Consider the following 11,549-nt stretch of genomic DNA (forward strand, 5'->3'; position numbering starts at 1 on the left):
CGCGGGGCGGGCGAGGCGCCCGGGGACCTGCGGGGCCTGGGCCCGGCGCCCGACGGGCCGGAGGCGGCGGCCCGCGTCGCGCTGCTGGGCGACGTGCTGGTCGGCACGGCCGCGCCCGTGCTCGTCGTCGCGGCCGTCGTGCACGCCGAGCTGCTCGCCGTGCGGCCGTTCGCGGCGGGCAACGGGGTCGTCGCCCGGGCGGTGGCGCGGGCGCTGCTCACGGTCCGGGGCCTGGACCCCACGGGCTCGGTCGTGCCCGAGGCGGCGTGGGCGGCGGCGCCGAACCCGTACCTCGCGGCCGCGGCGGGGGCCGCCACGGGCACGCCCGAGGGCCTGGTGGCCTGGGTCCGGCATGTCGCCGACGCCGTCGTGGTCGGCGCCGGGCAGGCCCGTCGCGTCGCGGACGGCGTGCTCGCGGGGCGGCTGCCCGACGCGTAGGCCCGTCGGCCGGGCCTGACGTCCGAGCCCGACCCCGGAGCGGCCGGTCCGGCCCGTCCGGCCGGTCCGGCCCGTCCGGCTCGTCCACGAGGACGCCGCGCCGCTACTCGCAGCCGACCCCGTCGCCGTCCGCGTCGAGGTGCGGGCCGAAGCCGGGGTCGCCCGCGAGGACCGGGGCCGCGCCGGCGGCGCGGGCGGCGTCGCAGTCGGCGAAGGCGTCGGACCGCGTCGTGGCCCAGAGGGCCCCGGCCGCCACCCCGGCCGCGACGAGACCGGCCGCCACCCGCCGCCGGCGCCGCCCCGGACGGGTCGCGACGGACGTGCCCGGCCGGTCCGGCGGAGGCGCGGCACCGGCACCGGGGCCGCCGCCGGCGACCCCGCCGCTGCGTGGCTCCCTCGGCGCGAGGATCGACGCCTCGAGCGCGGCGTCGGTCGGCAGGGCCGTCGCGGCGTCGGTCGGCAGGGCCGGCGCGGCGTCGGTCGGCAGCGCCGGCGCGGCGGCGGTCGCGTCCTCCGCGGCGGTCGTGCCGGCCGGGGACGCGTCGGGGGCGGGTGGCGGCGCGGGCGGCGGCACCCCCGGCGTCGGCGGGCGGCCGGTCGCCCGCGGGTCGTCGTCGTCCACGCCGCGACCCTGGCACGTCCCGGGCGGCCGGTCGACCGGCCGCGGGGGCGCCGCCGGCGGGATCAGCCCACGAACACGCAGAAGGGGTGGCCGGCCGGGTCCGCGAGGACGTAGAGCGGCTCGTCGGGGTCGTCGGTGCGGTCGAGCAGCAGGCGTGCCCCGAGGAGCTCCGCCCGTCCACGGGCGCGCTCGAGCGCCGCGCGGTCGTCGACGACGGAGTCCAGGTGCAGCATCTGCGGCACCCCGGGCTCCGGCCACGTCGAGGCGGGCTGCTCGTCGACGCGCTGGAACGCGAGCGGCACCCCGCCCGCGCCGCCGCGCAGGACGAGCCAGTCGGCGTCGTCGGGCTCGCCGGGGGCGGGCGCCTCGTCGCCGGGCCGGTACTCCAGGCCGAAGAGCTCGCGGTAGAACTCGGCGAGGCGGCGGGGCTCGGTCGTGTCCAGCACGACCTGGGCGAGGCGCGGCACGGCGGTCACGCGGACCATCGTGGCGGCCGCGCGTCCCGCCGGCCACCCCGTCGCCGGCGTGACGTCGCACCGCCGCGACGTCCTCGCGCGGTCGGCGTCGCACCTCGCCGTCGGCGTCGCACCTCCAGGTGCGTCACGCACGGCGGAGTGCGTCATCGAGGCGTCACGGGGTGGCGGGGTGCGCGCGGTCGCCTCGACGGAGGACCGACGGCGTCCGCATCGTGGGCCGGGGGGTCGGGTGGTGGACGGCGGCCGCGGGCGACCTGGGGCTTCACCCGCACGGGTTCCCCTCCGGGCGTGGCGGGTGTAGACCGTGTCCCACGACCTGGAGACCGACAGAGCACCCACGTGCAGGACGCCCACCGTTGGGCAGGCCGACCGGACCGGTGTCCGTCGCGGCCGAGCAGCAGCACGCCTGTTCACCCTGCGGCCCTGAGGTCAGGGCGGCGGTGCCCCGCGCCAGGGGCACCGCCGTCCGCACGTCCGGCCGGTCCGCCGTCGTCGCTCCCGGCGTGCCGCTCAGGCGGCGACGGTCAGCGCCCGCACGACCTCGGCGAGCTCCGCGCGCAGCCGCGCGGGGTCCTCGGCGCCGCGGAGCATCGCCTCCGTCAGGCCCTCGCGGTACACGCCCACGACGACGCGCACGGCGAGATCGGGGTCGAGGACGAACCGGCGCCCGGCGCGCTCCGCGGCCCGGCGCACCAGGGGGACGAGGGCGTCCATGAAGCGGTCGTGGTCGGCGACCCACCGGCGGCCGACCTCGGGGTCGCGCAGGGCGACGAGCTGCCACTCGTTCTCGACGAGGCACCAGCGCCGCAGGTCGGACGGGCCCTCGAGGAGCCCGAGCACGAGGTCGCCGAGGCGGCTCTCGTCGAGCGGCGGGGCGTCGCCCTCGGGCAGCAGGGCGTCGATGCGCTCGCCCAGCGCGGCGAGCACGTCGCCGTTCTCCCGCTCCAGGAGGGCGCTGAACAGCTCCTCCTTCGTCGCGAAGTTCGAGTAGAACGCCCCGCGGGTGAATCCCGCGCGCTCGCAGACCTCCTCCACGCTCGCCGCCGCGACGCCGGTCTCGGCGAACACCTCGTACGCGGCGTCGAGGAGGCGCTCGCGGGTCCGCTCGCGCCGGCTCGACGGCGCCGGGCGGCGGGGGGTGCCCGCCGGGGCGGCGGGGGCGGGGACGGGCGGGGCGGGCGGCACGGGGTCTCCTGTCGAGGAGCGGTTGTCGGCGGGCAGCCTATCGGATACGTTCCTGTATCGGATACGGAGATGTATCCGGCCCCCACCGCTCCGGATCCCCGGGAGAACCGTGTCCTCGTCCCTGTACCGCCTCGGCCGGTGGGTGTACCGCGCCCACCGCCGCGTCGCCGCGCTCTGGCTCGCCGTCGTCGTGCTCGCGGGCCTCGCCGCCGGCCTGCTCTCGCAGGGCACGGACGACACCTTCTCCATCCCCGGCACGGAGTCGGGCGCGGCGCTCGACCAGCTCTCGCGGACGTTCCCCCAGGTGAGCGGCGCGACGGCGACGCTCGTCGTCGTCGCGCCCGACGGCGCCGCCGTCACGGACGCGGACGTGCAGGGGCCGGTCGAGGAGGCCGTCGACGCGCTCGGCGGGCTCGACGGCGTCGCCGCCGTGACCGACCCGTACACGGGGGACGTGAGCGGCGTCGTGTCCGACGACGGCTCCGCCGCGGTCGTCAGCATCCAGCTCGACGGCTCGGCGCAGTCGGTGCCCGCGGCCACGGTGGCGGGCCTGGAGGACGCCGCGGCGGACCTGGGGGCGGCGCTGCCCGACGGCGCGCAGGCGGCGCTCGGCGGCGACCTCTTTGCCAACGAGGTGCCGGGCGTCACGCCGACGGAGGGCCTCGGGGTGCTCGTCGCGCTCGTGGTGCTCGTCGTGACGTTCGGGTCGTTCCTCGCCGCCGGGATGCCGCTGCTGACGGCCGTCCTGGGCGTGGGCCTGTCGATGGCGGGGATCTTCGTCGCGACGGCCGTGACGACCATCTCCTCCACGACGCCGCTGCTCGCGCTCATGCTCGGCCTCGCCGTGGGCATCGACTACGCGCTCTTCATCATCAGCCGGCACCAGGGCCAGCTGCGCGACGGCATGGACCCGGAGGAGTCCGCGGCGCGGTCGCTGGCCACGGCCGGGTCGGCGGTGGTGTTCGCCGGGCTCACGGTGATGATCGCGCTCGTCGGGCTGTCCGTGGCGGGCATCCCCTTCCTCACGACGATGGGCGTCGCCGCGGCGTGCGCCGTGGGCGTGGCCGTCGTCATCGCGCTCACCCTGACCCCGGCCCTGCTGGGCTTCGCGGGCGACCGGCTGCGCCCGGGCCGGCGGTCGGAGCGCCGGGCGGCGCGGTCGGCGGCCCCGAGCGGGTCGGCCGCCCGCCCGGCGCCGGCGGCCGCTGCGGAGAACCGGTTCTTCGCGGGCTGGGTGCGGCTGGCCACCCGCGTGCCGGCGCTGACGATCGTGCTCGTCGTCGGGGCCCTGGCGGCCCTGTCCCTGCCGGCGCTGAACCTGCGGCTCGCGCTGCCCGACGCGGGCGGCCAGCCCGAGGGGTCGCCGGCGCGCACCACCTACGACCTCGTCGCGGAGCACTTCGGGCCCGGCTACAACGGGCCGCTCATCGTCACCGGCACCATCGTCGGCTCGACGGACCCCCTGGGGCTCATGGCCGACCTCGCCGCGGAGATCGAGGGCCTGCCCGGCGTCGCGTCCGTGCCCCTGGCGACGCCGAACGCCTCCGCGGACACCGGCATCGTCCAGGTGGTCCCCGAGGGCGGGCCGGACTCGGAGGAGACGAAGGCGCTCGTCGCCGAGCTGCGCGGCCTGCACGACCACTTCCAGGACACCTACGGCGTGGACCTGTCCGTCACGGGGCAGACCGCCGTCGGCATCGACATCTCCGACCGCCTCGGCCGGGCGCTGCTGCCCTTCGGGGTGCTCGTCGTCGGGCTGTCCTTCGTGCTCCTGACGATGGTGTTCCGGTCCCTGTGGGTGCCGCTCAAGGCGACGCTGGGGTACCTGCTGTCCGTCGGCGCGTCCTTCGGCGTCGTCACCCTCGTGTTCGAGGAGGGCTGGGGGGCCGACCTCCTGCACGTGGCGAACCTCGGCCCCGTCATCTCCTTCATGCCCATCGTCCTCATGGGCGTGCTGTTCGGGCTCGCGATGGACTACGAGGTCTTCCTCGTCTCCCGGATGCGTGAGGACTACGTGCACGGCGGCGACGCCCGCGCCGCCGTCCGCTCCGGCTTCCTGGGCTCGGCGAAGGTGGTCACCGCGGCGGCCGTCATCATGTTCGCCGTCTTCGCGGCCTTCGTGCCCGAGGGCGACGCCAACATCAAGCCCATCGCGCTCGGCCTGGCCGTCGGCGTCTTCGTCGACGCGTTCGTCGTGCGCATGACGCTCGTGCCCGCCGTGCTGCACCTGCTCGGCGACCGCGCGTGGCACATGCCCCGCCGGCTCGACCGCGTGCTGCCCTCCTTCGACGTCGAGGGGGAGGGGCTGGCCCGCGAGCTCGCGCTGGCGGACTGGCCCGGGCCCGGCACCGACCTCGCGGTCGCGGCGGAGGGGCTGCGCCTGGACGCGCCCTCGGGCGAGCCCGTGTTCGGCGACGTCACCCTGCGTGTGCCTCGGGGAGGGACGCTCGTCGTCGACGGGCCGCACCGCTCCGGGCGCACAGCGCTGCTGCTCACCCTGGCCGGGCGCGCGCACGCCGACGCCGGGCTGCTCAAGGTCGACGGCCTCGTGGCCCCCGAGCGGGCGGCGGCGATCCGCTCCCGCGTCGCCGTGGCGCGGCTGGCGCGGGCGGCCGACCCCGTCGCCGAGCTGCGGGAGGCCTTCGCGGCCCGGTCGCCCCTCGTCGTCGTCGACGACCTCGACGCCGTCGCCGACCCCGTGCTGCGGGACGCCGTCCGCGACGAGATCGCCGCCGCCCGTGCCGCCGCGGCCGCCGCCGGGCGCAGCCTCACGCTCGTCGTGTCCTGCGTGCAGCCCGCGGCGCTCGTCGGGCTGCTGCCCCCGGAGGACGGGACGTCCGCCGTCGTCGTGGACGTGCCGGCGCGCGCCGCGGGGGCCCCCGGCCACGGCGTCCCCGCCCCCCTGCCCGTGGCTCCCCCGCCCGCTGCCCCCGCCGGCGACGGCCCCCACGACCTGGAGAAGGTGCTCTGATGGCGCACACCGGCGCCCCCGCCCCCGCCCCCGCCCCCGCCCCCCGACCGCTGCCGCCCGGCGACGCGACGGCGACCGACCCGGCCGGCACGGCGGTCGTGCCGGCCGCCGTCCCCGGTGCGGTGGCCGGCGCGGTCGTCGCGCCGCCCCGACGTCGGGGCGGGACCGGCGGCGGGGTCCTGCGGCCCGAGCGCGCCCGCACCGCACCGCGTGCCACCTGGTTCACGCTGCTCGGCCTCGTCCTCGTGCCGCTCGTCGTCGGCGGGCTGCTCACCTGGGCGCTGTGGCAGCCCACGCAGCGGCTCGACCGGGTGCAGGCGGCCGTGGTGAACCTCGACGAGCCCGTGGAGCTCGACGGGCAGACCGTGCCGCTGGGGCGGCAGCTCGCGTCCGCGCTCGTGACCGCGGACGGCGTGGACGAGGGGTCGTCCGAGGACGGGCCCTCCGGCGCGGCGTCCTCCGACAGGGTGCCGGACGTGTCGGGCTCGGGCTCGTCGGAGAACTTCCGCTGGGTGCTCACCGATGCGCAGGACGCCGCCGAGGGCCTCGAGGACGGGACGTACGCGACCGTCGTGACGATCCCGCCGACCTTCTCGGCGGCCGCCACCTCGACGGCGCAGGGGCCGGAGGGTGCGACGCGGGCGACGATCGACATCGCCACGAGCGCCCGCTCGCGCCTCGTCGACGCGGCGGTCTCCCAGGCCGTCACCGGCACGGCGGTGCAGCTGCTCGGGCAGGAGCTGACGACGGGCTACCTCTCGAACGTCTTCGTCGGGTTCGACACCCTGTCGGACAGCCTCGGGCAGGCCGCCGACGGGGCTGCGGGGCTCGCCTCCGGCGCCGGGCAGGTCGGCAGCGGCGCGGACACGCTCGCGTCGGGCGCGCGGGCCCTCGCCGACGGCGTCGCGCAGCTCGACACGGGCGCCGGCGACCTGGCCGACGGGGTCGGGCAGCTCGCCTCCGGCGCGGACGACCTCGCCGACGGGACGGGCGACCTCGCGGACGGCGCCGCCGGGCTGGCGAGCGGGCTGGACCAGCTCGCCACGCAGACGCGGTCCTCCGCCGACGCGGCGGCGGCCGCCGCCCCCGGCGCGGCCGCCTTCACGCAGGGACTCGACGCGCTCGCGGGAGGCGTCGGGACGCTGGGTACCTCGGCCACCGACGTCAGCCGCGGCCTCGCGGCGGCCCTGCAGGCCTGCGGCGAGGCGGCGACGTGCACCGTGCCGCGGGAGACCCTCTCGGCCCTCGCGCAGGGTGCCGGCGGGGTCGCGGGCGCCCTCACCACGGGCGGGGGCGGGCAGCCCTCGCTCCAGGCGAGCGTCGGGCAGCTGCAGACGGGCGGCCGGACGCTCGCCGACGGCGTGACCGCGTCGGCCACGGGGCTGAGCACCCTCGCGGACTACCTGCGCTCCTCGGCGGACGGGGCGGCGCAGCTGTCCACGGGCGCCGCGGCCGTCGACCGCGGCGCGCGCGCCCTGGCCGACGGCGCCGGGGACGCGGCCGCGGGCGCCGACGCGCTGGCGGACGGCGCCGGCGACGCGGCGGCCGGGGCGACGACCCTCGCCGACGGCGCGGCACAGCTGTCCGGCGGTGCCGGCGAGCTCACGGCGGGCGCGACGGGGCTCGCGGACGGGCTGACGCAGGCGCAGGAGGGCGTGCCGACCTACACGGAGGAGGAGTCGGCCGCGCTGGCGGACGTCATCGCCGACCCCGTCGCCACGACCGGCGACGCCGGCGCGCTCTTCGGGTCGACGAGCGTGCCCTTCCTCGGCACGGTCGCGCTCTGGCTCGGTGCGCTCGCGACCTTCCTCGTGCTCGGCGCCGTGCCGCGCCGCGCGCTGGGCTCGACCCGCTCGTCCGTGGTGCTGGCGCTGCGCGCCTACGCCCCGGCGGCGCTCGTCGGCGTGGTCCAGGGCCTCGCCGTCACCGCCGTCATGGCGGGCGCGCTGGACCTGTCGCCGGGCGGCTGGGCGACCTTCGCCGTCCTGGCGGCGCTGTCCGGTGCCACGTTCGCCGCCGTCGTGCAGGGGCTGGTGGCGGTGCTCGGCGGGGTCGGGCGCTTCGTCGCGGTGGTCGTCGCCGTGCTCGGTATGGCGACGGCCGTCATCTCCACGGTCCCGGCCGTGCTCGACCGGGTCGTCGACGCCCTGCCCCTGGCCGCCGGCCTCGAGGGGCTGCAGGCGGTCGTCACCGGGACGGGCGGGGCCGGCGGCGCCGCGGCGGCGCTCGTCGTCTGGCTCCTCGGCGGCCTGGCGGCGACCACCGCCGCGGTGGCCCGGCGCCGGGTGGTGCCCGCGGGGCGGCTCGCGGCCTGGACGCGCGCCGCCTGAGGGCCTCTGCGCCGGGGCGGGCCCGGCGCAGTGGCGCCGTCGGGCGCCGTCGGGCGCCGTCGGGCGCCGCGATGCAGCATTCCCGAGCCGCCCCCAGCCCCGGGGTCGGGGCGGCGCCTCCCCGGTCCCGGTGCCGGGCGCGTGGACCCGTCCCGCGCCGGCGCAGGCTCCCCCCGTGCGAGCGCGGGGTGGGGGACGACGAGGGGTGGAGCCGGACCGGTGGGGTGCGGCGCCCGTGGGGCCGGGGCCGGGGGGTGCGCTGGTCGTCGGCGTGGTCGGCGCCCGGGGCGGTGCCGGCGCCTCGACGCTGGCCGCGCTCGTCGCGACACGGGCGTCGGAGCGGACGGCGACGGCGCTCGTCGACCTCGATCCCGTGGCGGGCGGCCTCGACGTGCTCCTGGGCCTCGAGGACGACCCCGGCGTGCGCTGGCCCGACCTCGCGGCCGCGCGCGGCGCGCTCGACGGCGACGAGCTCCTGGCCCTCCTGCCGCGACGCGACCGGTGCGCGGTCCTCAGCGCCGGCCGGTCCGCCGGCCTGCCGGACGACGCGGTCGTGGGCGCCGCCCTCGAGGCGCTCGCCGGGGTGCTCGGGCTCGTGGTGCTCGACCTCGGCCGGGCGGAGGCGCCGGCGCGCGCCGGCCTGTGCGACGTGCTCGTCGCCCTCGTGCCCGCCGACCTGCGGGGCGTGGCGGGCGCCCTGGTGCTCCGCGACGCCGCGCCGGACGCCGACCTGCGGCTCGTCGTGCGCGGCCCCGCCCCGGGCGGGCTCGGCGTGGGCGAGGTCGTCCGCGCGGTCGGCCGGCCCCTCGCGGGGCGGGTGCGCAGCGCGCGGGGCGTCGCGCGCGCCGCCGAGCGCGCCGTCCTGCCGCGCCGCGGTGACCCTGTGCGCGTCGCCGACCGGCTGCTCGCGTCCTGGGGCGTACGGTGACGTCCGCGTGGGGCACGGGGGAGGGGTGGGCGAGGGAGGGGTCGCGGCCCGCCGGCCGGTCGCTCCGGCACGCCCTGCCGGCGCCCGGGGGCGCATCGGGGGCACCGTCCGAGGACCGCCCCGTCGCGCTGCCCGCGCCGGTGCGCCGTGCCGTCGCGGACGAGGTGCGCCGCCGGCTGCGGCCGGACGCGGGGCAGGCCGGCCCCGCGGGCCCGGACGGCGGCCCCGTCGACCCCGACCTCGGCCCGGCGGTCGCCGCCGCCGCGCGCGGCCTGGGCGTCGTGCTCGGCGACGTCGGCGCGGCCGAGCTCGCGGGCTGGGTCGCCGACGAGCTGCGCGGCGCCGGCCCGCTGCAGCCCCTCCTGGAGGACCCCGCCGTCACCGACGTCCTCGTCAACGCCCCCGACGCCGTCTGGGTCGAGCGGGACGGGCGTCTCGAGCGGGCGCCGGTGTCCTTCGCCTCGCCCGACGAGGTGCGCGCCCTCGCCGTCCGGCTCGCCGCGCTCGGCGGGCAGCGGCTCGACGACGCGGCGCCCACCGTCGACGCGCGCCTGCCCGACGGGACGCGCCTGCACGCGGTGCTGCCGCCCGTGGCCGACGGCTGCGCGCTGCTCTCCCTGCGCGTCCTGCGCCGACGCCCCTTCGACCTCGCCGGCCTGGCGGCGGCCGGCACGCTGGCCCCGGGGCTCGCGCCGCTGCTGCGCGCCCTCGTGCAGGCCCGGGCGAGCGTGCTGGTGTCCGGGTCCACGGGGTCCGGGAAGACGACGCTGCTGGCGGCGCTGCTGGAGGCGGTGCCGCACGACGAGCGCCTGCTCGTGGTGGAGGAGGCCGGCGAGCTGGCGCCGCGCCACCCGCACGTGGTGCGGCTGCTGGCGCGCCGGCCCAACGTCGACGGCGCCGGCGGCGTCGACCTGGCCGAGCTCGTCCGGCAGGCGCTGCGGATGCGCCCCGACCGGATCGTGCTCGGGGAGTGCCGCGGGGCGGAGGTCGCGGCCGTCATGGCCGCGCTGAACACGGGCCACGAGGGCGGCTGCGCGACCGTGCACGCGAACGGGGCGGCGGACGTGCCGGCACGGCTCGAGGCGCTCGGTGCGCTGGCGGGCCTCGGCCCCGACGCGGTGGCCGCGCAGGCCGCCTCCGCCTTCGAGGCCGTGCTGCACCTGCGCCGCGGACGCGACGGCGCGCGGCGGCTCGTCACCGTGGGGGTGCTGCGCCGCGGCGGCGACGGCCGGCTCGCGGTCCGCCCCGCGCTCGAGGTCGGCGCCGGCGGGGGCGTGGCGACGGGCGCCGCGTGGCCGGCGCTGCAGGAGCGGCTCGGGGACGCGTGGCCGGGCTGGACGTGGCCGGCCGGGGACCGCGGGGCGGACGGGTGAGCGCGTCGGGGACGGCCGTGGCGCTGCTCGCCGCGGCCGTCGTCGTGGCCGCCGGGCCCGGGGGTCGCGCTCCGGGCGGCTCCGACGGGGCGGCGCGCCGGCGGGGGCCCGTGCGGACGCCCGGCCGCCGGCACGGTGGGCGGCGGCCGACGGGAACGCGGTCGTCGCCCGTCACGCCCGCGGCCTCTGCTCCGCGAGGGCGTGGTGGCCGGCCCGGTGGCGAGGCGCCGGGCCTCGACGCGGTGCTGGCCGACGTCGTCGCCCGGCTGCGCGCCGGCGGCCGGCCCGGGGTCGTGTGGACGGACGTGCTCGCGGCGGGCCTCCCGCCCGTCCCGGCCGGTCCCGCTGGTGCGCCGCCGGACCTCACCACGAGCGACGGGGTGCCGACCGTGGCGGCCCTCACCGCGGCGACCGTCGGCGCGCGGGCGGCACGGGGCGCCGCCCGGGCCGGCAGGGGCGGCCGCCGGCGACGCGGCTCGAGCCCCGACCTCGTGCCGGCGGCGGCCGTCGTCGCGGCGTGCCGTCTGGCCCACGACCTCGGTGCGCCGGTGGCCGACGTGCTGGACCGGGTGGCCGCGGCCGTGGTCCTGGAGAGCGAGCTCGAGGGCGAGCGCCGTGCGGCCGTCGCGGGGCCGCGCAGCTCGGCGCGCCTGCTGGCGGCGCTGCCCCTGCTGGGCCTCGCCGTGGGCGTGCTCCTCGGGGCGGACCCCGTCGCGGTCGTCGTCGGCGGTGGTCCGGGAGCGGCCGCGGTCGGCGCCGGGTTCGTGCTCCTCGTGCTCGGCCACCGCTGGACCGCCCACCTCGTGCGCGCGGCCGAGCGGGCGGGGGCGCGGTGAGGTCGACCGCCCGTGGCCGGCTGGCCGCCGTCGCGCCCGGACCGGTGCGGTCGCGCCGCCCGGGGCGGACCCTGTCCGGGCGGCGGGCGGCGGGCGCGCTGCCGGTCGCCCCCGGCCCGGCCCCCGTCGAGCTGCCGGAGGTGCTCGTCGTCGAGCTCGTCGCCGCGGCCGTCCTCACGGGGTGCTCCGTGCCGCGAGCGCTCGCGGCCGTGGGCGGCGCGGTCGGCGGCGAGCGCGGTGCGGACCTGGCCGCGGTCGCGGCCCTGCTCGTGCAGGGCGCGTCCTGGGGGGCGGCGTGGTCCGCGGTGCCCTGGGCGCGCGGCCTCGCAGCCGCGCTGGGACCGGCGTGGGCCGCCGGGGCCTCGCCCGCCTCCGTCGTCGCCAGGTCGG

The 11,549-nt window shown here is 80.1% G+C and carries 9 protein-coding genes and 1 pseudogene; 7 read left to right on the forward strand and 3 right to left on the reverse strand.

The genetic code is table 11. From position 1 onward, the window contains the following. Positions 1-438: Fic family protein (locus EJA20_RS19795; RefSeq protein ID WP_205687552.1), on the forward strand; the 438-nt coding region annotated here is incomplete at its 5' end. A 103-nt stretch (positions 439-541) separates the two neighbouring features. Here the strand turns inward: EJA20_RS19795 and EJA20_RS19170 are convergent. The 3 genes from EJA20_RS19170 to EJA20_RS16515 all read right to left on the reverse strand — a co-directional run bounded on the left by EJA20_RS19170 (position 542) and on the right by EJA20_RS16515 (position 2,721). Then, the gene (locus EJA20_RS19170; protein WP_240675592.1) at positions 542-1,060 is read right to left on the reverse strand and encodes an excalibur calcium-binding domain-containing protein; all 519 of its coding nucleotides are present in this window, start codon (positions 1,058-1,060) and stop codon (positions 542-544) included. Between the two features lie 62 nt (positions 1,061-1,122). After that, entirely contained in the window at positions 1,123-1,536 is a 414-nt protein-coding gene (locus EJA20_RS16510; RefSeq protein WP_420836446.1) for a VOC family protein, read from the reverse strand. A 510-nt stretch (positions 1,537-2,046) separates the two neighbouring features. Next, the gene (locus tag EJA20_RS16515; protein WP_164984034.1) at positions 2,047-2,721 is read right to left on the reverse strand and encodes a TetR/AcrR family transcriptional regulator; all 675 of its coding nucleotides are present in this window, start codon (positions 2,719-2,721) and stop codon (positions 2,047-2,049) included. 109 nt (positions 2,722-2,830) lie between these two features. Here EJA20_RS16515 and EJA20_RS16520 point away from each other — a divergent pair, with 109 nt between their 5' ends. The 6 genes and pseudogenes from EJA20_RS16520 to EJA20_RS16545 form a co-directional block, all read left to right on the forward strand. Further along, on the forward strand, positions 2,831-5,692 hold the full coding sequence (locus EJA20_RS16520; RefSeq protein WP_129339640.1) for an MMPL family transporter: 2,862 nt from the start codon (positions 2,831-2,833) through the stop codon (positions 5,690-5,692). Continuing rightward, entirely contained in the window at positions 5,692-8,022 is a 2,331-nt protein-coding gene (locus tag EJA20_RS16525; protein WP_129339641.1) for a YhgE/Pip domain-containing protein, read from the forward strand. The genes EJA20_RS16520 and EJA20_RS16525 overlap by 1 nt, the downstream gene beginning before the upstream one ends. A gap of 205 nt (positions 8,023-8,227) precedes the next feature. Next, a complete protein-coding gene (ssd, locus tag EJA20_RS16530; RefSeq protein ID WP_205687554.1) occupies positions 8,228-8,950 on the forward strand; it encodes a septum site-determining protein Ssd in 723 nt (240 codons plus the stop codon). A gap of 140 nt (positions 8,951-9,090) precedes the next feature. After that, positions 9,091-10,323, forward strand: coding sequence for a TadA family conjugal transfer-associated ATPase (locus EJA20_RS16535; RefSeq protein WP_240675593.1), 1,233 nt, complete (start codon positions 9,091-9,093; stop codon positions 10,321-10,323). A gap of 242 nt (positions 10,324-10,565) precedes the next feature. Then, on the forward strand, positions 10,566-11,159 hold the full coding sequence (locus EJA20_RS16540) for a type II secretion protein F (protein ID WP_240675594.1): 594 nt from the start codon (positions 10,566-10,568) through the stop codon (positions 11,157-11,159). Beyond that, a pseudogene (locus tag EJA20_RS16545) lies at positions 11,156-11,549 on the forward strand (hypothetical protein); the annotation flags it as partial. The gene EJA20_RS16540 and the pseudogene EJA20_RS16545, both read left to right, overlap by 4 nt.

Source organism: Cellulomonas endophytica (assembly GCF_004123805.1).
GTDB lineage: Bacteria > Actinomycetota > Actinomycetes > Actinomycetales > Cellulomonadaceae > Cellulomonas > Cellulomonas endophytica.